This window comes from Azospirillum sp. TSO35-2 (genome assembly GCF_003116095.1).
In the GTDB taxonomy this organism is placed as follows: domain Bacteria; phylum Pseudomonadota; class Alphaproteobacteria; order Azospirillales; family Azospirillaceae; genus Azospirillum.
On record NZ_LGRA01000018.1, the window covers coordinates 209,040 to 230,022 of the forward strand.

Sequence of the window (20,983 nt, forward strand, 5' to 3'; positions counted from 1 at the left end):
GCCGCCGATGCTGGCGCTCGTCTTCACCTTTCCCGCCGGGCGCTACCACGCGACCCCGTGGGGCCGCCACGTCAACGAGGCCGACGTGGCCTGGCCGCCGGAGCCCTGGCGCATCCTGCGCACGCTGGTCGCGACCTGGTTCCGCAAGGCCGACCGCGAGGCCTTCACCGAGGAGACCCTCGCCGCCCTGATCGACCGCCTGGCCGAACAGCCGCCCGACTACGCCCTGCCGGACCGGGTCGTCCACGCCCACAGCCGCCATTACATGCCCCAGGCGGCAGCCGGCGACACCAGGCTGGTGTTCGACGCCTTCGCCCGCTTTCCCGCCGCCGACCCGATCGTCGCGCTGTGGCCCGACCTGACGCTGGAAGACGACGCGCTCGCCCTGCTGCGCCATCTGGCCGAGCGCATCGGCTATCTGGGCCGGGCCGAGAGTTGGGCCGCCTGCCGCGTCTCGACCGAGCCGGAACCGTGGCGTGTCAACTGCCGCCGGGCCGAGGCGGACGGCGGTGGACCGGAGCCGGACGGGCCCGGCCGCCATTTGGACGACCGCCGCCCGGACGACCGCCGGCTGGACACGGTGCGGGTGATCACCGCGCTGCCGGCCGGCCGCTACGCCGAAGCGCGCGCCCGCCTGCTGGCCGAGGCGGAGGCGCGGGTCCTGGCGTCCTGGAGCAAACCCAAACCGCCGACGGACAAGGCCATGGCCAAGCTGACCGCCCCGACCGCCGCCCTGTTGCCGGAACGGCTGGTCGACGCCGTGGCGCTCGACACCGGCGACCTGCAGCGCCAGGGCTGGAACCGCCCGCCCGCCAGTCGCGAGGTGCTGTACCGCCGCGCGCCCCTGTCGCCGCTGCCCCGCCCCCGCCAGGGTCCGGCAGCGGAACCGGCGTCGGCAAGCCGGCCCACCGTCGCCCGCTTCCTGCTGGCCGGCCGGCCGCGGCCGCGCATCGAGGATGCGGTGAAGATCGGCGAGCTGATGCGGCTCGCCACGCTGGCGCGCTTTCCCTGGGACGTCGATCCGGCATCCGGGCGGAAGCGGCCCCGCGCGCCCGCGGTCTTCGCCGGCAAGGACGCCGACGGCCAGCGGCTGGTCCAGGACCCGGCGCACGGCCACGCCTTCTGGCTGCCGCAGGACGCCGACGGCGACGGCTTCATCGACCATGTCGTGGTCTGCGCCGCCATGGGGTTCGACGCGCCGGCCCGTGCCGCGCTGGACGGCGTCGTCCGGCTCTGGGTCCGCGACCAGCGGCGGCAGCCGGACGACGACGGCTCGCCCGAGGCGCGCCAGGAATGGCGGCTGGCGCTGGAGGGCTTCGGCGCCGCCGGGGACTTCGAGGCCGATGCACCCTTCCTCGGCACAAGCCGGCACTGGGTCAGCGCCACCCCCTTCCTGGCCGCCGGGCACCTGAAGCGCGGCGGGTATCAGGCGGAGGTGCGGCGCCTGCTGGTGCGGCGCGGCATCGTTCCGGCCGACCGCGCCGACGAGGTGACGGTGACCGAGACGCGGTCGATCGTCATCGGCGGGCGCAGCCTGCTTCCCCTGCACTTCCACCGCTCCCGCGCCCACCGCGCCGAACCTCAACCCGACGCGACCGGCTGCTTCCTCCACATCACCCTGCCGGAGGAATGGTCCGGCCCCCTGGCCCTCGGCTACGCCTGCCACTTCGGCCTGGGCCTGTTCACCCCCACCGCGGCGTGACCGCAAGCGCCACCCGGTCGATGACGGACCATCGACCGGGAGAGCGTCGGGACGGCGCACGGACCGATCCACAGCAAAGCCCTCCGGCGCGAGGCCGCGGTGGCGCGATGCGCGCGGTGCGTGTAGACTGCCCCTGCCGTCTGCCGCGCGAGCGGTCCGGCACACGCGGATTCCCGGGACCCGCTCGCACGAGGCGGACCGTTGATTCCAAAGGGTTCCTGGACATGGTGCAGAACGAAACGACACCGTGAATCCCGATTCAGGCACCGCGGCCGCGGACCGCTCGAATCCGGGCCGATGTTCGAAGGTGGAACAAAAAGGTAGAGAGGGCCTGTCTTCCTGGGCTGAAACGCCCAGGCCTCATTGAAGCCCTTCGGCGAAAGGTTCCGTCTCTCCGACGATGCGCCGTCTTCCTGGGCTGAAACGCCCAGGCCTCATTGAAGCAGCATCCGCGAAGAGGCGATGGACGGCCTGAAGGACTGTCTTCCTGGGCTGAAACGCCCAGGCCTCATTGAAGCACGCTGGTGGGGAGCGCCAACGTCGGACGCGTGAAACGTCTTCCTGGGCTGAAACGCCCAGGCCTCATTGAAGCTACTCCACGCTGCGCACGGTGATCGGCAAGGAGGTCGTCTTCCTGGGCTGAAACGCCCAGGCCTCATTGAAGCAGCGACTTCATCCGGCGATCGACCGCCCGCGGCGTCAGGTCTTCCTGGGCTGAAACGCCCAGGCCTCATTGAAGCGTGAACATCGCCCATGGCATCCTCCGATGCTGGCGAGTCTTCCTGGGCTGAAACGCCCAGGCCTCATTGAAGCGGGGGCGCGGGGGCCTGTCACGCCGTAACGCCGGGGGGTCTTCCTGGGCTGAAACGCCCAGGCCTCATTGAAGCCGCTTGGCAGCATTCCGCAGCGTTCCCTTGAGGAACGTCTTCCTGGGCTGAAACGCCCAGGCCTCATTGAAGCATAGGTGCTCGGGCGCTCGTCGTGGCAGATGGAGCCCGTCTTCCTGGGCTGAAACGCCCAGGCCTCATTGAAGCAGCTGCGCCGTCTCCGGACGCTGCGCCTTCTCGATCAGTCTTCCTGGGCTGAAACGCCCAGGCCTCATTGAAGCGCTGAGGCCGCGGCCGAGTGGCTGGTCAACGAGGGGCGTCTTCCTGGGCTGAAACGCCCAGGCCTCATTGAAGCAGATTCTCGGAGGCGTGATGGCCGTAGTGGCGCTGGGCCTTCCTGGACCGGAACGCCCAGGCCTCGGTCAAGTCCGGCGTCCGGTTGACGCCCGAATCCGTGGCGCGCCCTGCGGGGCGGTTTTACATCTCTGCGGGTCCTTCCCTTTTCCGCCACAACCGTCCGGCTTCGTTTCCTGGGGCGCGGAGGCGGGAAAGCGGGTGGGAGTGGACTGATATCGCTGATTTTTCGCGGTCGTGAGACGAGGGGTTTGACGGGGCGGCCGGATCGGTGGACCCTTGGATATCGAATGGACAGGGTCATGGAGGTCATCGTCCCGATGCGGTCCTCTGGCATCGCCAGCCGCGGGATGCCGGCACGCTCCGCCGCCGGGCCGACGTCCGCCTTTCGCCCCCGCCGTCCGCCAGAGACCGCCGTTCCGGCCAACAAACAGGGAGCTTCCGATACCATGACCGCCACCACCCTGCGATCGCGTCTCGCTGCCCGGATGATCGCCCCGCTCTTCGCCGGCGCCTTCGGTCTCGGCCTGGCGGCCGTGCCGGTCGCCGCGCTCGCGGAAAACTGGGACATGCCGACGCCCTACCCGGACACGAACCTGCACACCATCACGGTGCGCCAGTTCGCCGAGGACGTGAAGGCGGCCACCGGCGGCAAGATCAAGATCACCGTCCATTCCAACGGCTCGCTGGTCCGGCATCCGGAGATCAAGCGGGCGGTGCAGTCGGGCCAGGCCCAGCTCGGCGAGGTCCTGATCAGCTCCTGGGCCAACGAGGACCCGCTCTACGGCCTCGATTCGGTGCCGTTCCTGGCCACCGACTTCGCGTCGGCCAAAAAGCTCTACGAGGTGTCGAAGCCTTACCTTGAGAAGAAGCTGGAGCGCCAGCGCCTCAAGCTGCTCTACTCGATCCCGTGGCCGCCGCAGGGCCTGTATGTGAAGGACGAGATCGCCTCGGTCGACGGGCTGAAGGGGCAGAAGTTCCGCGCCTACAACCCGGCCACCACCCGCATCGCCGAGCTGACCGGCGCCGTCCCGGTCAAGATCGAGGCCGCCGAGGTGGCGCAGGCCTTCGGCACCGGCATCGTCACCGCGATGATCACCTCGGCCGCGACCGGCGTCGACACCAAGGCCTGGGACTTCGTGAAGGTCTATTACGACGTCCAGGCCTGGCTGCCGCGCAACATGGTCTTCATCGGCGCCGACGTCTGGAAGGGGCTGGACGCCGCCACCCAGAAGGCGGTGCAGGACGCCGCGGCCAAGGCCGAGGCCGCCGGCTGGGCCGAGTGGGAGAAGAAGACCGCCGACCTGAACAAGACGATGGCCGACAACGGCATGAAGGTCCTGCCGCCGTCGGACACGCTGAAAAGCGGCTTCGCCGCCATCGGCAAGACCATGACCGACGAGTGGACCAAGGCCGCCGGCGCCGACGGCGAGGCCATCGTCGCGGCCTATCGCAAGTAGGCGGCCCTCATCCGGCACCGCGCCTCCCCGCATCGGCGGGGGGCGCGGACGGACCGGCGGCCCCTCTCCACCACGCCCTTTCCACCACGACCGATCGCGGGAGGTGGTCGCGCCATGCGCACCGCATTGTCCATCCTTTATCGTGCCGCCGAGATCCTGGGGGCCGTTGCGCTGGCCCTCATCGCCGTCCTGATCGTCACCCAGGTGGCCTCCCGCCTGTTCGGCCGCATGGTGCCGGGCGCCGACGAGCTGGCCGGCTACTGCATGGCCGCGTCCTTCTTCCTGATGCTGGGGCCGGCGCTGCGCCGCGGCGCGCACATCCGCGTCGGCGTGCTGGTGGAGCGGCTGCGCGGCGGCGCCCGCCGCGCCATGGAGCTGCTGTGCCTGGCCTTCGCCACCGCGCTCAGCGGCTATTTCGCCTGGTACTGGCTGCGCATGACCAGCGATTCCTACGAGTTCGGCGATCTCAGCCAGGGGGTGCTGCCGATCCCGCTGTGGATGCCGCAGGCGACGATGGCCGCCGGGCTGGTCGTGCTGGTGGTGGCGCTGGTCGACGACCTGCTGGCGGTGCTGCAGGGCCGCCCCGCCTCCTACCAGAACGCCCAGATGCAGAGCGAGGGCTGACCATGGACGAGACAACCGCCTCCGTCGTCGTCGTGGTGACGATGCTGCTGATGCTGGGGGCCGGCGTCTGGGTGGCGCTGGCGCTGGCCGGCGTCGGCTTCGTCGCCATGGCGCTGTTCACCGCCCGGCCGATCGGCATGGTGATGGCGACCAACATCTGGGGCGCCAGCACCTCCTGGACGCTGACGGCACTGCCGCTGTTCATCTGGATGGGCGAGATCCTGTTCCGCACCCGCATCTCGTCCGACATGTTCAAGGGGCTGGCGCCCTGGACCGGCTGGCTGCCCGGCCGGCTGATGCACGTCAACATCATCGGCTGCTCGATCTTCGCCGCGGTGTCGGGCTCCTCGGCGGCGACCGCCGCCACCATCGGCCGCATGACCATTCCGGAGCTGACCCGGCGCGGCTACGACCCGATGCTGATCCTCGGCTCGCTGGCCGGCGCCGGCACGCTGGGGCTGCTGATCCCGCCGTCGATCATCATGATCGTCTACGGCGTCGCCGCCGACGTGTCGATCGCCCGGCTGTTCATCGCCGGTGTCATTCCCGGCATCGTCCTGACCGGCCTGTTCATGCTGTATGTCGGCGGCTGGTCGCTGCTGAACCCCGGCCGGGTGCCGCCGCTGGACGGACGGCAGAGCCTCGCCGAGAAGCTGCGCGACACCGGATCGCTGATCCCGGTGGTGCTGCTGATCGTCGCGGTGCTGGGGTCGATCTATGTCGGCATCGCCACCCCGACCGAGGCGGCGGGCATCGGCGTGCTCGGCTCGCTGGTGCTGGCGCTGGTGACCGGGACGCTGAACTGGGGGACCTTCCGCGACAGCCTGTTCGGCGCCGCCCACACCTCCTGCATGATCGGCTTCATCCTGGCCGGCGCGGCCTTCCTGACCGTCGCCATGGGCTACACCGGCATCCCCCGCCTGCTGGCGGAATGGATCATCGCCCTCCAGCTGTCGCCGGAGCAGCTGATGGTGGCGCTGACGCTGTTCTTCATCGTCATGGGCTGCTTCCTCGACGGCATCTCGATGGTGGTGCTGACCACCTCGGTCATCCTGCCGATGGTGCAGAAGGCGGGGATCGACCTGCTGTGGTTCGGCATCTACATCATCATCGTGGTGGAGATGGCGCAGATCACGCCGCCGGTCGGCTTCAACCTGTTCGTCCTGCAGGCGATGACCGGCCGCGACATCTTCACCATCGGCAAGGCGAGCCTGCCCTTCTTCGCGCTGATGGTGGTGATGGTGGCCCTGCTGTGGGTCTTTCCGGGGATGGTGTCGTGGCTCCCCTCCCTGATGATGGGGTAAGGAGCGCGGCGGCGTCGTAAAGGGACGCGGTGACCGGCCGCCGCCGTGCCCCTTCACGCCATGTTCCTTCACGCCATGACGAGGCCGCCGTCCACCGTCAGCGTCTGGCCGGTCATGAATCGGCTCCAGTCCGAGGCCAGGAACAGCACCGGGCCGGCGATGTCCTCCGGCGTGGCGATGCGGCGCAGCGGGGTCTGGGCGGCGATCTGGTCCTTGACCGCTTCCGGCGTCGTCCGGCTGGCGTCGGTCGGGTAGACCAGCCCCGGCGCCACGCAGTTGACGCGGATGCCGAACGGTCCCAGCTCCGCCGCCAGGGTGCGGCTGAAGCCGGTCAGCGCCGCCTTGGCGGTGGTGTAGTCGTGGTAGGGCACCGTCGGCCGCGCCACGAGGTCGGTCGTCAGGTTGACGATGCTGCCGCCGGCCCGGCGCTTCATCACCGGCAGCACCGCCTGGCAGACGGTGTAGGTCCCCTTCAAGGCGCCGTCGACCTGGGTCTGGTAGTCCGACCAGGGCGTGTCCCAGAACATCCGCCGGCGGTCGGGGTCGAAGACATAGGGGGCGAAGGCGTTGTTGACCGCGACGTCGAGGCTGCCGAACTCGGCCACCGCGCGCTCCACCATCGCCGCGACCGCCGCGGCGTCGGTGACGTCGGCGCGGCAGGCCAGCGCGTCGCCGCCCAGCGCCTTGCAGTCGGCGACCACCCGCGCCGCCGCGTCCTCGTTGCGGAGGTAGTTGACGACGACCATCGCCCCTTCGGCCGCAAAGGCGCGGGCGATGGCGGCGCCGATGCCGCGGCTGGAGCCGGTGACGAGGACCGTCCTGCCCTGGAAATCCATCGCGTCGCGCCTCCGTTACTTGGGGATCAGATCGGTGCGGACCAGCTGGTCCATGTCGAGCCGGTTGGCGATCAGGCCCAGCTGCTTGAAGGTGTCGGCGCCCTTCTGCATCACGCCGGGCTCGAAGGCGCCCAGCCCGTCCTTCTCCGTCGCCGGGGACAGGGACGAGCTGTTGCGCAGGTTGATGATGCCGAGGTTGACCGCCTCGTCCGAGCCGTTGATGGCGCGGGTCACGGCGATGCGCGCCGCCTCTTCCGGGTTGGCGATCATCCAGGACGCGCTGTCGCGGTAGGCGGCGAGGAAGCGCGACAGCAGCGGCTTCCGGGTGCGGTACGCCTCTTCCGTCACCACGAAGATGTCGCTCGGCAGGTTCAGCGTGTCGCGCACCTCGATGACGTTCACCTCGGGCAGGCCTTTCAGCTTGGCGACGTAAAGACCGGTGTCGGTGGCGGCGGTCGCGTCGACCTGCCCCTGGATGACGGGGGCGAAGTTCAGCAGGCCGGTCACCTCGATGGTGACGTCCTGCTCAGCAAGGCCGACCTGATGCAGCAGCACGTCCAGGTTCTGGCGGGTGCCGCTGGACAGGCTGTAGACGCCGATCCGCTTGCCCTTCAAATCGGCCGGCTTGGTGATGTTGCGCGCCTTGGGCGACACCACGTTGAAGACGTTCTGCGGGTAGATGTCGTAGATGGCGACCAGCTTCTCGCCCTTGTCGAGCGCCAGATAGAAGGAGGCCGGGTCGGTGAAGGCGACGTCGGCCTTGCCGGTCAGCATGGTCTGGATTGCCGACCCGCCGCCGGTGCCGGGGACATAGTCGAGAGCGATCCCCTTGGCCTTGAAGAAGCCCTTGTCGGGTTCGGCCAGCAGGTTGGTGATCTCGCTGATCGGCTGGCTCCAGCCGGCGACGGTGACCTTGTCCAGCCCCTCGGCCCGGACAGCGGAGGCGTCGCCCAGCGCGAGGCCCAGCGCCAGGGACGCAACCAGCGCGGCGACGCCCGCGGCACGCGACAACAGGACCATACCTCTATCCTTTCGACTGGCGGTTCAAAAGCCACCGCTCCAGACGGAGGGTGGCCTGGTAAACGATCATGCCGAGCGCGGTGATGAGCGCGAACAGGGCGAACATCAGGGCGCTGTCCATCATGCCCTGCGCCGCGATGATCGAGGCGCCAAGCCCCTGCCGCCCGCCGATGAACTCGCCCACCACCGCGCCGACCAGGGCCAGCACCACGGCGACGCGCAGCCCGGCCAGGATCACCGGCAGGCCCGAGGGGATCTTCAGCCGCAGCAGGGTCTGCAGCCGGGTCGCCCGCAGCATGCGGAACAGCTCGCGCTTGTTCGGGTCGGTCTGCTCCAACCCGGTCAGGGTGTTTTCCAGCAGCGGGAAGAAGCAGATCAGCGCGGTGATCGCCACGGTGGAGGTCATGCCGAAGCCGAACCAGATGATGAACAGCGGCGCCAGCGCCAGCTTCGGCACCACCTGGCTGGCGATGATGTAGGGGTAGAGCAGCCGGCGCAGCCCCGGCGCCTCCGCCAGCACCACCCCGGCGAGGAAGCCGACGACGCAGCCGAGCGCCAGCCCCAACGCCATCTCCGTGGCGGTCATGGCGATGTGCGGCAGCAGGCGGCCGCCGGCCAGACCGTTCCACAGCGCGGCGGCCACCGCCGACGGCGGCGGGACGACCAGGGCGGGAATGCCCGACAGCCGGCAATAGCCCTCCCACGCGGCGAGCAGCGCCGGCAGCAGCAGCCAGGAGGCGAGGCGCCCGCGGGTCATGCGCCCTCCCCGTCCATGGCGTGGCGCAGCGCCCGGCACAGATCGTTGAAGCGCGGGTCGTAGCGCAGATCCGGCGGGCGCGGGCGCGGCAGATCGACGGTCAGCGTGTGGCTGAGGCGCCCGGCCGCCATCACCGCGACGCGGTCGCCGAGATAGATCGCCTCGGCGATGTCGTGGGTGACGAACAGCACGGTGGTGCCGTGCCGCGCGCACAGCCGCAGCAGGTCGTCCTGCAACTCCTCCCGCGTGATGGCATCGAGCGCCGCGAAGGGTTCGTCGAGCAGCAGCAAGGCCGGCCGGGTGACCAGGGCGCGGGCGATGGCGACGCGGCTCTGCTGCCCGCCCGACAAGGCGCGCGGGCCGCGGTCGGCATAAGCGGACAGCCCGACGAGGTCGAGCAGCTCCAACGCGCGGGCGCGGTCCTGCGGCCCCGGCCGGCCGCGCAACGCCATCGGCAGCAGCACATTGTCGAGCACGCTGCGCCATTCCAGCAGCGTCGGCGCCTGGAAGACGAAGCCGACGTCGGGCCGCGGCGCCCGCACCGCCGCACCGCCGATGCGCACGGCGCCGGCGGTCGGCGCCAGCAGCCCGGCCGCCAGCTTCAGCAGCGTGGTCTTGCCGCAGCCGCTGCGGCCGACGAGGCAATGGAAGGCGCCCTCGCCGATGGTCCAGTCGACGCCGTCGACGATGGCGGGCTCGGTGCCGTAGCCGAAGCGCGCCCGCTCGATGTCGACGAAACCCATGGCCGGCCGCTCAGTCGGCATAGCGGGCGAAGCCGTCGGCGGCGATCTCCGCCGACCGCTCGATCTCGGTCATGGTGACGAGGTCCAGCAGGTTGAAGCGCCCGTCATGGTGCCAGCCGGCCTCCGGCGCGGTCATCCGGCCGAGCGCGCAGATCCGCGTCACCCCGGCGGCGCCCAGCGGACCGGCGAGGCGGAACAGCTCCTCCGGCGACGCGGCGATGCCGGCGGTCTGGAGGAACGCCTTGGCGGGGGCCAGCCGCGCCGCCACCTCGTCCAGGCTATCGACGGCGACGACGGTGATGGTGCGGTTCAGCCCGCCCGGCGCCGGTCCCTCCGCCGCCTCGGTGTAGCCGACGCACCAGCCGCCGGCCGGGTCGCTCAGCAGCAGCCGGCCGGGATCGGCGAAGCCCTTCATCTCCTGCGCGTCGCGCCAGGACGCGACGGCGCCGGCCTCCGCCATCGACAGCTCGCGGCGGGGGAACTTGCGGGCCAGCGCCGCCAGCTCATGGGCGAGGCAGCCGGCGAAATCGCGCGGCGACACCCGGCCGCCGCGCTCGACGAAGAGGGTCTGCGGCGAGTAGCAGCCCTGCTGGTCGTAGCGGACGATGTCGTGCGCGGCGAGCCGCGCCGCCTCCCCCACCCGGCGCGGGTCGAGCGCGGCGCGCGACACCAGGGCGACGCTGATCTTGTGGCCGTGGGGCAGGAAGCGGGTGGTGACCGGCACGCGGTCGCGGATCGCCGCCAGCGCCGCGTTGCCGCCATAGGCGACCACCGTGTCGGCCTGGGCCAGCCACGCCCGCTCCGCCGCCTCGTCGCCGCCCTTCCACCAGACCACGGCAAGGCAGTCGCCGAGCCGCGGGTCGATCTCCGCCAGCAGTTGCGCGAACCAGCCGGCGAACAGCGGCTCGGCGCTCGGCAGCTTGCCCACCGTGCCGGCCTTGACCAGCAGGCCGGAAACCAGGCTCCACAGCGGCAGAGCCGGCACGTTGCCGGCCCAGACATGCAGCAGCAGGTCCGGCCCGAAGGCGCGGGCGAAGCCACCCTTCGGCACCGGCTGGAAGTCGTCGAGGATCTGCGGGCTGGCGAAATCCTCTGCCAGGAACTTGCGCAGCTCCGGCGCACGGAAGGTCTTCAGGTAGCCGGTCAGGCCGAGCCGGACCATCTCGGCGTCATAGCCGGTGACGATGGGCAGCAGCCGTTCGGCCTTTTGCCGCCACGGGTCATCACGGTCGAGCAGCCGCGCCACCGCGCGGTCGAGGATCGTGACGATCTCGGCGACGGTCAGGGTCTTCAGATAGCCGTGGGCGGCCGCGCGCACCGTTTCCGCCACCCGCGCGACCTGCGCCGCGGTCAGCACGGGGACCGCGACCTCCACCGCCCCGCCGACGCCGCGGAAGGTCAGGACCCGCCGTTCCACCGCGTCGGCGGACAGGCCCGGCAGATGCCCGGCGTATTCGGCGCTCCCCACGGCGGCCACGACCCGTCAGCCCCGCGCCGCGGTGAGGAAATCATCGACCGCCAGCGAGCAGCCCTTGGCGTCGGCCCCGGCGACGCGGCCGAGCAGGCGGAAGCCGCTGTCCGCCTCCAGGATGCCGGCGTCCTCGGTCAGGATGGCGGCGACCGAGTTGATGTGCGCCAGATCATGGTGGACCAGCACGCCGACGCTGCCCGGCGGCACGTCCTGGCCGGTCAGCGGGTTGACGACGCGGCTGCGGATCCAGTGCGGACCGGACTTCAGCGACGGGCAGGTGGCGTTGCCGTCGTCGTAGAACTGGGTGCTCAGCTCGGTCATGCCGTACATGTTGATGCAGCGCCCGCGCGGCACGCCGAACCGGGCGGAGAGCTGGCCGTAGAACGCGTCCGGCTCCAACTCGCGCGACTGGCCCTTGAAGCCGCCGGTGTCGAGGATCCGGCTGCCGTCGGGCAGCGCGAAACGGCGGCCCGTCCGCTCCATCGCGTCCATCAGATGGACAAAGCTGTAGCTGGCGCCCAGCAGGGCGAAGGGCTCGCCGGTCCGCTCGGCCGCGGCCAGCGCCGCGAACAGCCCGTCGATGTCCAAGCCGTCGGCGCCGATGAAATGGCGGCTGCCCTCCGTCCCGAACATCCGCAGCGCCAGCGCCAGATAATGCGCCAGCGAGGAGTTCGGCATCGCCTCCTCATCCGGGAACAGCACGGCCATCGGCAGCCGGTCCGCCCCCGCCATGACGCGCTGGCGGAAGTTGACGATCATCGACCGGTCGTAGACCGCCAGCGTCGTGTGATGAATCTGGCCGCGGATGCCGCCCCTGGTGGTGCCGCTGGTCATGAAGATGCGGGCCGACTCCTCCGCCGGGCGGCAGCTCAGGGTCAGGTCCTTGAAGGCGTTGATCGGCACCGCCGGGATGTCGCGCCAGCTCCTGACGCTGCGCGGCGTCTTCGCCCGCTGCATGGCGAAGCGCCGGTAGGGCAGATTGTGTTCGAACTGGTGGGCGAAGATCTCCAGCGCCTTGGCGTTGAACTCCGCATCGCTGGCCTGTCCGGCGTCGATGAACGCCAGCATGCCCTGGTAGATCGCTTCGTCGCTCACGTCCGCCCGCACCTTTCCGCCATCGGATTCCCGGTCTCCGCCGGCGATGGACCGGGGGAGGCGCTGGCTGTTCCGGGCGTGCGCGTGGGGTCGGTCAAAGCACGGCCGCGCAATCGAGGCCGCAACGTCCCGCATCCCTACGCCGGCATGACCCGGATCAGGTTCTAAGGGTCACCGCGTTGTCCGAACCAAGGTCCGGACCGGCGGAGTCTCAGCCTCCTAACGAGGCGCCCCAGGGAACGCGGCAAAGCCTAGAAGAGCGCTCGGCCATTTGTCAACGGCTGCTCACCGACGTTTCACCGCAGCCATCCGTCGGCGGCGGAAGATGGCGGCGGGAGACGATGGCGAAATGCAGGACAGGCAACTGCGAAACAAACTTACCACATTCATTTGGCACTGTTTGTTGTCCATGACGCCAATCGAGAATACAGTTTGATTTTTATTCGAAATTGTAAGCATATCTTCCGCATCATCCATTCGAAAGATTTCAAAAAATGTTCAAGACCAAGCTTGCGATCGCCGCCGTCTTTGCCGCCGCCCTGTTTCCGGCCGTCGCGTTCGCCGATGATTTCGAAGCTCTGTGCACGGGTGTCGACAAGTCGGCCGAGACGGCCAAGTCTTGCAAGTGCGCCTCGGAAAAGATCACCGGCGCCGACCGCGTCACGGTCCTGGACGCGATGAAGGCGCTCAACGCCGCCATGGCCAGCGGCAAGGCGGAAGACGCCGCCGCCGCGACCAGCAAGCACGCCAAGGGCGCCGAGCTGCTGATGACGGCGCAGGCGACCTGCATGTAACGGGTCGGCCTTCGCCGACCTCATGACACCGGTGAGGGGCCGTTCCTGTGACGGCCCCGATCTGATTCTGCCCGATCTGATTCTGAAAGACGCCGCGGCGACCGTCGGCGCCGGGTGAGCAGGACGGCGGCCATCAGCAGATGGCCCAGCGTCCACAGGACCGCCGCGCCGACCAGGGGCGGCATCGCCGGCCACCACAGCGCGGCCACCCGCAGCAGCGCCGCCCCCGCCAGCATCCCGACCGCGACCGTTGCCGGCAGCGGAAAGCGGACCGCCTCCGCCTCCCGCTGCAGCGCCGTCCGCAGCATCATGGCGTTGGCCAGGATGCCCAAGCCGCCGACCGCCAGGAGGTGCCACGCCGCGGCGCCCGGCAGGTCGAGCAGCGTCCCGCCCCCCGCCAGCACCCAGCCGGCCCCGACGCACAGATAGCCGAGGTGGAGGCTGGCGATCTCCGGATGCCGCAGGATGGCGGCGGTCCGCCAGCGCGCCAGCCGCGCCAGCGCGCTGACCCCGGCCAGGATCGCGCCGACGGCGCCGACCTCCGGGTACAGGCCGGACGCGGCGGACAGGAGGGCGACGGCGGCCCCGGCGATGCCGATCCATTCCAGCCGCGGCTGCACCCGCTGCACCAGGGTCAACCCCTGGCTGCGCAGGGCGCCGGCGGTGGCCGCCGGGATGACGCGCCCGCCCATCGTCATCAGCAGCGTGCCGACCAGAGCCAGGCCGAACGGCGCTCCGCCGCCGCCGGTGATGCCCAGCTCCGCCGCCCAGAACAGGGCTTCGGACAGGATGAAGGCGGCGATCAGCGGGCCGAACACCGCGTTGTGCCCGCTCCGCGCGCCGCGCAGGAACGGCACGCCGGCGACGATGAACAGCAGCAGCGGATAGGCGAAGCTGGCCGGCAGCGCCACCACCGGCGGCAGGCCCGCCAGCATCGCCAGCCGCCCCGCCAGCCAGGACAGCGCCGCCAGCGCCAGCGTCGCCCGCGACAGCCGGGTCATCAGGAAACCGCCGACGACGGCCAGCGCGTAGCCGCCGACCATCTCGTGCGCGTGCACCGCCGCCGTCCAGCCGAGCGGCAGCAGGCCGCTGAACTGGGCAACCCACAGCGGCACCATCAGCGCGCCATACAGCGCCGCGGCCGGGTACATCAGCCGGTGGCCGCTGGTGACGGCGGGTGAAACGCTCATGACGGCAAGCCTCTGCTGGTTGGTCCGCGGCCCCCGGATGGCGCCATCCTGCCCGAAATCGGGTGCCGGCGGTTTGACGGACAACAAATTCGTGTGCGAATGGGTACGAGCGAATGGGTACACTGGCAGCGCCACCCCGCCACGCAGCAACAGGATCACCGCCATGCCGCCGTCCCCCGATCCCGCCGTGCTGCGCGGCATGCCGCTGTTCGCCGGCCTCGACGCCGACGCGCTGGCCGAGGTCGTCCGCCACGCCCGCCCCCGGCGGGTGCCCAAGGGGACGCCCATCTTCAGCCAGGGTGAGACGGCGGCGGCCGGGCACGCGCTGATCGACGGCCGGGTCAAGATCGTGCAGACCGGACCGGACGGGCAGCAGGTGGTGATGCGCTTCATCGGGCCGGGCGAGATGTTCGGCACGCTGGCGATCTTCACCGACGGCCTCTATCCCGCCGACGCCGTCGCGGTGTCCGACAGCCTGGCGCTGTCCTGGCCGACGGCGGCGATGACCGTGCTGATGGAGCGCCATCCCGCCATCGCCATGAACGCCCTGACCATCGTCGGCGACCGGCTGCGCGAGGTGCAGAACCGGCTGCGCGAGGTGTCGACCGAGCGGGTCGAGCGCCGCATCGCCCACGCCCTGATCCGTCTGGTGCGTCAGGCCGGCCGGCGGGTGGAGGCCGGGGTGGAGATCGACTTCCCGCTGTCCCGCCAGGATGTGGCGGAGATGACCGGCACCACGCTGCACACCGTCAGCCGGACGCTGTCGGCCTGGGAAAGCCAGGGCATCGTCGAGAGCGGCCGCCAGCAGGTGGTGATCCGCAAGCCCCACGCCCTGGTCGCCATCGCCGAGGATCTGCCGCCGCTCCGCCCGGACCGGTGACCAGGGCCGGTAGCGGGGGCCGGTAGCGGGGGCCGGTAGCGGGGACCGTCGTGCCTCATCGGTCCTTCTGCTTGCGGCGGCGCAAAGAGCGGGGCCGGGCGGGCGCGTAGGGTGAGGTCCCGCCTTCGTCACGCCGCAGGGAGCAGACGCCATGGACGCCGATCACAGGCGCCGCCCGCCACAACCGGATACGAATTTGGCCGACCTGACCATGGCCGACCTGATGCGGCTGCGTCCCGCGTGCGTCCCGGTGCTGCTCCGCCGCGGTCTGGCCTGCCCGGGATGCGCGATGGCACCCTTCATGACGGTGCGCGAAGCGGCCGACGCCTATGGGCTCGACCTCGACGCCTTCCTGTCCGACCTCGCCGCAACGCCGGCCCCCCACACCCCCACGGAGTCCCGGGAATGCACACCGACAGCCTGACCGGCCGCATCCTGCACGACGACCACCACCGCGTGCTCGACCTGCTCGACCGGCTGGAGGCCTTCCTCGGCCGCCACGCCGGCGACGCCGTCCCGCCGCCGCTGGCGGCGTCGCCGGACCGCGCGCTGGTCGCCACGCTCGCCGACGAGCTGGATGGCGGGCTCGACGGCCATTTCGCCGCGGAGGAGGCGCTGTTCCCCGCGCTCGCCGCCGCGGGCGGGCATGAGCTGACGGCGGCGCTGCTGACCGACCATGCCCACATCCTGCCGCTCGCCCGGCGCCTGGGCCGGCTGTGCCGGCTGGCGCTGCGCGAGGGTTTCGACAGCGAGACCTGGCCGGTGTTCCACAGCTTCGGCGGCGAGCTGGTCGACGCGCTGGTGGCGCACATCGAAACAGAGGAAACCACCCTGCTGCCCGCCACCGACGCCCTGCTGTCGCCGGCCGACGACGCAGCGTTCGCCGGCGCCATGGCCGGGGCAGCAGCGCCGCCCCACTGAGCGGCGCTTGTTTGTGCTGGAGCAAAGAAGCATCGCTCGGTCCGGGTTACAGCAGGGCACAGGCGCTCCCGCCGTCACCCACGCTGTCAGACGGACCACGATGCAGACCTCCGCCGCAACCGATCCGGTCATCGACCTCCAGACCATCCCGCCCTTCCAGCGCCACCCGCTGATCTTCCAGGCCGTCCAGGGCCTGGCGGCCGGCGAGGCCTTCGTGCTGGTCAACGACCATGACCCGCGCCCGCTGCACCACCAGCTGCTGAGCCATTTCGGCCCCGGCTTCACCTGGGACTACCAGGAGAAGGGTCCCAGGGCCTGGCGCGTCCGCATCGGCCGGCCGGTGAACGCGGCCGCCACCCTCTACCGTGTCCGCATCGAGCGGGACGGCGACGTCGTCATCGCCGCCGCCGACGAACCGCTGGGCCCGACCGGCACCGGCGCCTCAGTCTGCGAGGTGACCGACTGCCCGCCCGGCACCATGCCGGCCGACGTGCTGTCGCTGCTGCAGGGCGTGATCCCGCCGGCGGGCGTCGTCAGCCTGCCCTACGAACGCCTGCTGGCGCGGCGCAACGGCTCCTGCTGCGGCGGGATGTGCGGCTGACGGCCGTGGGACCGGCGACCGCGCGCCTTGCGCCGCGGTCGCCGGCGGCGATCCGGTCTTTCGCCGCGCTGCTTGCGCCGGCGCAACGATGACCGGGGCTCCGGCCGGCACTCTGGTCCCAACGCCGCCCACACAACCCGCGGCACCGGTTGGAGACACCATGATGATCAGCACCACCCTCTACCGCGACCACCACGCCACCGTCAGCCGGCTGGTCGGCCGCATCGAATCACTGCTCACGTCGCCGACGGTGGCGTCGGACACCACCGCGCTGACCGCCACGGTGCGCGACCTGTTCGGCATCTTCGCCGTCCATCTCTCGCTGGAGGACAGCGCGCTCTACCCGCGGCTGATGAGCCATCCCGACGCCGGGCTCCAGCGCACCGCCGCGCGGTTCCAGACCGAGATGGGCGATCTGCGGGCGCGCTTCGACCGCTACCGCACGCGCTGGCCCGGCCCGCTGGCGGTCGCCAAGGATCCCGACACCTTCGTCCGGGAAACGCGCGAGGTCGTCACCGCGCTGAAACAGCGCATCGCCCGCGAGGACCACGAGCTGTACGACGTCATCGACCGCGTGGCGCTGGCCGGTGCGGCATAATGGCCGCGGATTTTCCAGCGTAAGCTTGACCTTGATCAAAGACGGGCGGTCCGTATCGCGTTTCATGGCCCTTGTAAACGAGTGATGCAAACGAGTGACATGGAGGGGAGCCGCCGATGCGCGATCCCGATACCACACCTGACGACCGCGCCCGTCTGTTCGAAATGCGCCTGGGCCGCGCGGGGCTCGGGCTCGTCCCCCGTCTGGGCGGGCGGCTGAGCGACGCGCTGCTCGACCGCCTGTTCCAACGGCTGGCCGCCCGCCACCCGCGCGCCTTCGCCACCCTGCGGAGCATGCCGGAAGCCAGCCTGCGGATCGAGCCGGTGGACACGCCGGCCGCGCTGACGCTGCGCGTCGGGCCGGCGCTGTCCCTGCGGGTCACCCGGCGCGACGACGACGCCGGACCCGACGCCGCAAGGCCGGACGCCATCATCCGCGGCCCCTACGCCCGGCTGCTCGACCTGCTGGAAGGCCGCATCGACGGCGACGCCCTGTTCTTCCGCCGCGAACTGGCGATCGAGGGCGACACCGCGCTGATCCTGGCGCTCCGCAACACGCTGGACGGGGAGGAGATGGACCTGATGGCCGACGCCGCGTCCATCGCCGGGCCGCTGGCCCGCGTCCTGCCGGTGCTGCGGCGCAACGCCGGGCCGGCGCTCGACCGGCTGGAGGCGGCGCGCCGGCTGCTGCCCCCGCCGCTGCGGCGTGGGCTCGACCGGGTGGAGGCGCGCCTTGCCGGAACGCGCCCGGCGTCGGAGGTTTAGGCGAATGGACGGGTTCGAACTGATCTGCCCGGCCGGCACCCCGGCCGCGCTACGCGCCGCCGTCGATGCCGGAGCCGACGCGGTCTATCTGGGCTTCCGCGACGAAACCAACGCACGGAACTTCCCCGGCCTGAACTTCACCCGCGACGACGTGGCGGAGGCGGTGGCCTACGCCCACGCCCGCAAGGTGGAGGTCTTCGTCGCCATCAACACCTACCCCCAGGCCGGCAACCTCGCCCCCTGGCAGCGCGCGGTGGACGACGCGGCCCGGCTGAAGGTCGACGCGGTGATCCTGGCCGACCTCGGCCTGCTGGAGTACGCGGCGCGCCGCCACCCCGACCTGCGGCTGCACCTGTCGGTCCAGGCATCGGCGGCCAACGCCGAGGCGATCCGGCTCTACCGCGAGGCGTTCGGCGTGCGCCGCGTCGTGCTGCCCCGCGTGCTGACCGTGCCGGAGATCGCCCGCCTGAACGCCGAGGTCGACATCGAGACCGAGGTGTTCGTGTTCGGCGGCCTGTGCCCGATGGCGGAGGGGCGCTGCTCGCTGTCGTCCTACGCGACCGGGCTGTCGCCCAACAAGCAGGGGGTCTGCTCCCCGGCCAGCCACGTCCGCTACGAGCCGCGCGGCACCGCGCTGGCCACCAAGCTGGGCGACTTCACCATCAACGTCGTCGGCGCCGACGAGCCGGCCGGCTACCCCACCCTGTGCAAGGGCCGCTTCGTCGCCGGCGACACCCCCGCCTACCTGTTCGAGGAGCCGACCAGCCTCAACGCCATGGACCTGCTGCCCGAGCTGAAGGCGGCCGGGGTCCACGCCCTGAAGATCGAGGGGCGGCAGCGCGGCAAGGCCTACATCGGCGCGGTCGTCGGCGCCTACCGCGAGGCGCTGACCGCCTTCGCCGCCGGGCAGCCGGTGCCGCGGCTGGATTTGCAGGCGATGGTCGAAGGCGGAACCCAGACGACCGGCGCCTACAAGCGCGCGTGGCGCTGAGAGGAAAGACTTCATGATGCCGTCATTGACGCTTGGACCAGTCCTGTTCAACTGGCCGGTCGACCGCTGGCGCGACTTCTACGCCCGCATCGCCGACGAGGCGCCGGTCGACACCGTGATCGTCGGCGAGATCGTCTGCTTCAAGCGGGCGCCCTTCTTCGCCGACGCGATGGGCGAGGTGGTGGAGCGGCTGACCGCCGCCGGCAAGACGGTCTGGTTCGCCAGCCCGATCCTGGTCGGCAGCGACCGCGAACGCGCCGCGATGCGCGACCTCGTGACCGGTGAGGGGATGACGATCGAGGCCAACGACATGGGCGCGCTGGCCCTGCTGGCCGGCCGTCCCCACGCCGTCGGCCCGATGATCAACCTCTACAACGAGGCGACGCTGGCTTGGCTGGCCGGGCGCGGCGCGGTGGCGGTGTCGCTGCCGGCCGAACTGCCGGCGGCCTCGGTCGCCACCCTGGCGAAGGCCGGGCGGGAGCATGGCGTCGCGGTGGAGGTGCAGGTGTTCGGCCGCGCCCCGCTCGCCATCTCCGCCCGCTGCTACCACGCCCGCGCCCATGGGCTGCACAAGGACGGCTGCCAGTTCGTCTGCGGCAACGATCCGGACGGCCTGGCGGTGACGACGATGGACGGCCAGCCCTTCCTGGCGGTCAACGGCACCCAGACGATGTCGCACGGCTGCCTCTGCCTGGCGGAGGAGCTGGAGGCGCTGGTCGCGATGGGCGTCGACCGCTTCCGCCTGTCGCCGCAGGCCGTCGACATGGTGCGGGTGGCCCAGGCGTTCCGCGCGCTGATCGACGGTGAACGCGACGGGCGGGATGTGGCGGCCGAACTGGGCGGCCTGATCGACGCCCCGCTCGTCAACGGCTTCTTCCACGACACGGCGGGCGCGCGTCACGTCGCCAGCGCCGGGGCCGCTTTACCGGCGTAACCCCCGCGCCCGCCTTCCGGAGTCCGCCGGTGCTGCCGGCCGACGTTTCAACTCCACAAGGAAAGGTGCAGAGGATGACAGGATTTGTTGCCGCGCTCGGCGTTGCCGGCGTGACGCTGGGTCTGTTCATGATGGCGCCCGGCAGCGCCGCGGCGCAGGACGCCGAGGCGGGCGCGAAGGTCTTCTCCCAGTGCAAGGCCTGCCACACCATCGAGGCCGGCGGCCCCAACCGCGTCGGCCCCAACCTGCACGGCATCGTCGGCCGCAAGGCCGGCTCCGTCGACGGGTTCGCCTATTCCGACGCGATGAAGAACGCCGGCACCAGTTGGGACGAGGCCAGCCTCGACACCTACCTGACCGATCCCAAGGCCGCGCGGCCGGGCAACAAGATGGCCTTCGCCGGGGTCAAGAACGAGCAGGCCCGCAAGGATCTGATCGCCTTCCTGAAGAAGAACAGCGAGTGACACCGGTCGGCCGGTGACGACACCGGCCGATTTTCCGGCAGAGGGGCGGCGGTTCGGGCGTTCACACGCTTTCCGCCGTCCATCCGTTCTTCTGCAGCCAGTCGGCCAACGTGTTCGGCATCGTGTGCGCGGCGTCGAGCCGGATGAAGAACGGCGCTTCCCGGTCGGGAAAGGCCAGCTGGTAGGTCAGCATCACCGCCTCGGAGCAGGTGATGTGGGTCACGAATTTCCGGTCGGCGTCGGTCGCCGTGCCGTCCAGCCGCGCCCGATACTTGGCCAGCCGGGCTTCGGCGCCGGGGCCGAAGCTGCTGTTGCCGGCCCACAGGCGGAAGGCGCGGTAAAGGCCGTAGGTGGCGATGTCCTTCATGCGGTCGGCAACACGGCGCAGCTCGGCCTTCTTCACCGCCTCCTGCCCGGCGGGGAGCTTCGACCAGGGCGGGCGGAACGCCCGGCTGGTCATGTAGCTGATCGACCCTCCGTCCATCGTCTGATTGTCGGAGAGGTGAAAGTTCTCGGAATTCGTGGCGTGGATGATGCGGTTCGCATCGTAGAACATGCCGATGTGCCCGATCTTTCCCGGAAAGAACACGATGTCGCCCGTTTCGGCAGGCATCTGGTCTCCTATCAATCGGTTGGCCGCGCGGATTGCCAGC

The 20,983-nt window shown here is 70.8% G+C and carries 22 protein-coding genes, 1 CRISPR repeat array and 1 riboswitch; of the genes, 14 read left to right on the forward strand and 8 right to left on the reverse strand.

Annotated elements, in window-relative coordinates; genetic code table 11:
- Positions 1-7: 7 nt before the first annotated feature.
- From csb2 to TSO352_RS11945, 4 genes are all read left to right on the forward strand, one after another.
- Complete coding sequence (csb2, locus tag TSO352_RS11930) at positions 8-1,702, forward strand: type I-U CRISPR-associated protein Csb2 (protein ID WP_109107563.1); 1,695 nt, start codon at positions 8-10, stop codon at positions 1,700-1,702.
- Between the two features lie 333 nt (positions 1,703-2,035).
- Positions 2,036-2,957: a CRISPR direct-repeat array (repeat unit 37 nt; unit sequence GTCTTCCTGGGCTGAAACGCCCAGGCCTCATTGAAGC).
- 375 nt (positions 2,958-3,332) lie between these two features.
- Positions 3,333-4,343, forward strand: coding sequence for a TRAP transporter substrate-binding protein (locus tag TSO352_RS11935; RefSeq protein WP_109107564.1), 1,011 nt, complete (start codon positions 3,333-3,335; stop codon positions 4,341-4,343).
- A gap of 114 nt (positions 4,344-4,457) precedes the next feature.
- A complete protein-coding gene (locus TSO352_RS11940) occupies positions 4,458-4,967 on the forward strand; it encodes a TRAP transporter small permease (RefSeq protein ID WP_109107565.1) in 510 nt (169 codons plus the stop codon).
- Between the two features lie 2 nt (positions 4,968-4,969).
- Positions 4,970-6,271, forward strand: coding sequence for a TRAP transporter large permease subunit (locus tag TSO352_RS11945; protein WP_109107566.1), 1,302 nt, complete (start codon positions 4,970-4,972; stop codon positions 6,269-6,271).
- 68 nt (positions 6,272-6,339) lie between these two features.
- Here TSO352_RS11945 and TSO352_RS11950 read toward each other — a convergent pair whose 3' ends face one another.
- The 6 genes from TSO352_RS11950 to TSO352_RS11975 are packed head-to-tail and all read right to left on the reverse strand — an operon-like array spanning position 6,340 to position 12,193.
- A complete protein-coding gene (locus TSO352_RS11950) occupies positions 6,340-7,107 on the reverse strand; it encodes a 3-oxoacyl-ACP reductase (protein WP_109107567.1) in 768 nt (255 codons plus the stop codon).
- A gap of 15 nt (positions 7,108-7,122) precedes the next feature.
- Positions 7,123-8,127: an ABC transporter substrate-binding protein gene (locus TSO352_RS11955; protein WP_109107568.1), complete on the reverse strand. Its 1,005-nt coding sequence runs from the start codon at positions 8,125-8,127 to the stop codon at positions 7,123-7,125.
- A gap of 4 nt (positions 8,128-8,131) precedes the next feature.
- Complete coding sequence (locus tag TSO352_RS11960) at positions 8,132-8,884, reverse strand: ABC transporter permease (protein WP_109107569.1); 753 nt, start codon at positions 8,882-8,884, stop codon at positions 8,132-8,134.
- On the reverse strand, positions 8,881-9,627 hold the full coding sequence (locus tag TSO352_RS11965) for an ABC transporter ATP-binding protein (RefSeq protein WP_247872054.1): 747 nt from the start codon (positions 9,625-9,627) through the stop codon (positions 8,881-8,883). Before TSO352_RS11965 ends, TSO352_RS11960 begins: the two co-directional genes overlap by 4 nt.
- A 10-nt stretch (positions 9,628-9,637) precedes the next feature.
- Positions 9,638-11,104 carry an acyl-CoA reductase gene (locus TSO352_RS11970; RefSeq protein WP_199231574.1) on the reverse strand — a complete coding sequence of 489 codons (1,467 nt, stop codon included), beginning with the start codon at positions 11,102-11,104 and terminating at the stop codon, positions 9,638-9,640.
- Positions 11,105-11,110: 6 nt separating this feature from the next.
- Entirely contained in the window at positions 11,111-12,193 is a 1,083-nt protein-coding gene (locus tag TSO352_RS11975; RefSeq protein ID WP_247872055.1) for a long-chain fatty acid--CoA ligase, read from the reverse strand.
- Between the two features lie 116 nt (positions 12,194-12,309).
- A riboswitch (TPP riboswitch) is annotated at positions 12,310-12,438 on the reverse strand.
- A 249-nt stretch (positions 12,439-12,687) separates the two neighbouring features.
- On the opposite strand from TSO352_RS11975, the gene TSO352_RS11980 reads away from it, so the two are divergent.
- On the forward strand, positions 12,688-12,987 hold the full coding sequence (locus TSO352_RS11980; RefSeq protein ID WP_109107571.1) for a hypothetical protein: 300 nt from the start codon (positions 12,688-12,690) through the stop codon (positions 12,985-12,987).
- Between the two features lie 20 nt (positions 12,988-13,007).
- Here TSO352_RS11980 and TSO352_RS11985 read toward each other — a convergent pair whose 3' ends face one another.
- The gene (locus TSO352_RS11985) at positions 13,008-14,177 is read right to left on the reverse strand and encodes an NnrS family protein (protein WP_109107572.1); all 1,170 of its coding nucleotides are present in this window, start codon (positions 14,175-14,177) and stop codon (positions 13,008-13,010) included.
- Between the two features lie 163 nt (positions 14,178-14,340).
- Here TSO352_RS11985 and TSO352_RS11990 point away from each other — a divergent pair, with 163 nt between their 5' ends.
- The 9 genes from TSO352_RS11990 (at position 14,341) to TSO352_RS12030 (ending at position 20,330) form a co-directional block, all read left to right on the forward strand.
- Positions 14,341-15,057, forward strand: a complete 717-nt coding sequence (locus tag TSO352_RS11990) for a Crp/Fnr family transcriptional regulator (protein ID WP_109107573.1) — start codon at positions 14,341-14,343, stop codon at positions 15,055-15,057.
- 151 nt (positions 15,058-15,208) lie between these two features.
- Complete coding sequence (locus TSO352_RS11995) at positions 15,209-15,481, forward strand: DUF1858 domain-containing protein (RefSeq protein ID WP_109107574.1); 273 nt, start codon at positions 15,209-15,211, stop codon at positions 15,479-15,481.
- On the forward strand, positions 15,463-15,978 hold the full coding sequence (locus TSO352_RS12000; RefSeq protein ID WP_158284573.1) for a hemerythrin domain-containing protein: 516 nt from the start codon (positions 15,463-15,465) through the stop codon (positions 15,976-15,978). Before TSO352_RS11995 ends, TSO352_RS12000 begins: the two co-directional genes overlap by 19 nt.
- A 100-nt stretch (positions 15,979-16,078) precedes the next feature.
- The gene (locus tag TSO352_RS12005) at positions 16,079-16,579 is read left to right on the forward strand and encodes a DUF2249 domain-containing protein (protein WP_109107576.1); all 501 of its coding nucleotides are present in this window, start codon (positions 16,079-16,081) and stop codon (positions 16,577-16,579) included.
- Positions 16,580-16,739: 160 nt separating this feature from the next.
- Positions 16,740-17,177: a hemerythrin domain-containing protein gene (locus TSO352_RS12010; protein ID WP_109107577.1), complete on the forward strand. Its 438-nt coding sequence runs from the start codon at positions 16,740-16,742 to the stop codon at positions 17,175-17,177.
- A gap of 116 nt (positions 17,178-17,293) precedes the next feature.
- Positions 17,294-17,941, forward strand: coding sequence for an SCP2 sterol-binding domain-containing protein (locus TSO352_RS12015; RefSeq protein WP_109107578.1), 648 nt, complete (start codon positions 17,294-17,296; stop codon positions 17,939-17,941).
- Positions 17,942-17,945: 4 nt separating this feature from the next.
- Positions 17,946-18,932: a peptidase U32 family protein gene (locus TSO352_RS12020; RefSeq protein ID WP_109107579.1), complete on the forward strand. Its 987-nt coding sequence runs from the start codon at positions 17,946-17,948 to the stop codon at positions 18,930-18,932.
- A 13-nt stretch (positions 18,933-18,945) separates the two neighbouring features.
- On the forward strand, positions 18,946-19,866 hold the full coding sequence (locus tag TSO352_RS12025; RefSeq protein ID WP_109107580.1) for a U32 family peptidase: 921 nt from the start codon (positions 18,946-18,948) through the stop codon (positions 19,864-19,866).
- 74 nt (positions 19,867-19,940) lie between these two features.
- The gene (locus TSO352_RS12030) at positions 19,941-20,330 is read left to right on the forward strand and encodes a cytochrome c family protein (RefSeq protein WP_109107581.1); all 390 of its coding nucleotides are present in this window, start codon (positions 19,941-19,943) and stop codon (positions 20,328-20,330) included.
- A gap of 61 nt (positions 20,331-20,391) precedes the next feature.
- Here TSO352_RS12030 and TSO352_RS12035 read toward each other — a convergent pair whose 3' ends face one another.
- Positions 20,392-20,943 carry a hypothetical protein gene (locus tag TSO352_RS12035; RefSeq protein ID WP_109107582.1) on the reverse strand — a complete coding sequence of 184 codons (552 nt, stop codon included), beginning with the start codon at positions 20,941-20,943 and terminating at the stop codon, positions 20,392-20,394.
- Positions 20,944-20,983 lie beyond the last annotated feature (40 nt).

Excerpts from the sequence above, each read along its gene's own strand:
- TSO352_RS11945 (WP_109107566.1), top strand. The coding sequence starts at position 4,970 with ATGGACGAGACAACCGCCTCCGTCGTCGTCGTGGTGACGATGCTGCTG.
- TSO352_RS11950 (WP_109107567.1), bottom strand. The coding sequence starts at position 7,107 with ATGGATTTCCAGGGCAGGACGGTCCTCGTCACCGGCTCCAGCCGCGGC.
- TSO352_RS12025 (WP_109107580.1), top strand. The coding sequence starts at position 18,946 with ATGATGCCGTCATTGACGCTTGGACCAGTCCTGTTCAACTGGCCGGTC.
- TSO352_RS11935 (WP_109107564.1), top strand. The coding sequence starts at position 3,333 with ATGACCGCCACCACCCTGCGATCGCGTCTCGCTGCCCGGATGATCGCC.
- TSO352_RS11960 (WP_109107569.1), bottom strand. The coding sequence starts at position 8,884 with ATGACCCGCGGGCGCCTCGCCTCCTGGCTGCTGCTGCCGGCGCTGCTC.
- TSO352_RS12015 (WP_109107578.1), top strand. The coding sequence starts at position 17,294 with ATGCGCGATCCCGATACCACACCTGACGACCGCGCCCGTCTGTTCGAA.
- TSO352_RS11955 (WP_109107568.1), bottom strand. The coding sequence starts at position 8,127 with ATGGTCCTGTTGTCGCGTGCCGCGGGCGTCGCCGCGCTGGTTGCGTCC.
- TSO352_RS12020 (WP_109107579.1), top strand. The coding sequence starts at position 17,946 with ATGGACGGGTTCGAACTGATCTGCCCGGCCGGCACCCCGGCCGCGCTA.
- csb2 (WP_109107563.1), top strand. The coding sequence starts at position 8 with ATGCTGGCGCTCGTCTTCACCTTTCCCGCCGGGCGCTACCACGCGACC.
- TSO352_RS11985 (WP_109107572.1), bottom strand. The coding sequence starts at position 14,177 with ATGAGCGTTTCACCCGCCGTCACCAGCGGCCACCGGCTGATGTACCCG.
- TSO352_RS12000 (WP_158284573.1), top strand. The coding sequence starts at position 15,463 with ATGCACACCGACAGCCTGACCGGCCGCATCCTGCACGACGACCACCAC.
- TSO352_RS12035 (WP_109107582.1), bottom strand. The coding sequence starts at position 20,943 with ATGCCTGCCGAAACGGGCGACATCGTGTTCTTTCCGGGAAAGATCGGG.
- TSO352_RS11995 (WP_109107574.1), top strand. The coding sequence starts at position 15,209 with ATGGACGCCGATCACAGGCGCCGCCCGCCACAACCGGATACGAATTTG.
- TSO352_RS12030 (WP_109107581.1), top strand. The coding sequence starts at position 19,941 with ATGACAGGATTTGTTGCCGCGCTCGGCGTTGCCGGCGTGACGCTGGGT.
- TSO352_RS11980 (WP_109107571.1), top strand. The coding sequence starts at position 12,688 with ATGTTCAAGACCAAGCTTGCGATCGCCGCCGTCTTTGCCGCCGCCCTG.
- TSO352_RS11965 (WP_247872054.1), bottom strand. The coding sequence starts at position 9,627 with ATGGGTTTCGTCGACATCGAGCGGGCGCGCTTCGGCTACGGCACCGAG.
- TSO352_RS11940 (WP_109107565.1), top strand. The coding sequence starts at position 4,458 with ATGCGCACCGCATTGTCCATCCTTTATCGTGCCGCCGAGATCCTGGGG.
- TSO352_RS12005 (WP_109107576.1), top strand. The coding sequence starts at position 16,079 with ATGCAGACCTCCGCCGCAACCGATCCGGTCATCGACCTCCAGACCATC.
- TSO352_RS12010 (WP_109107577.1), top strand. The coding sequence starts at position 16,740 with ATGATGATCAGCACCACCCTCTACCGCGACCACCACGCCACCGTCAGC.
- TSO352_RS11990 (WP_109107573.1), top strand. The coding sequence starts at position 14,341 with ATGCCGCCGTCCCCCGATCCCGCCGTGCTGCGCGGCATGCCGCTGTTC.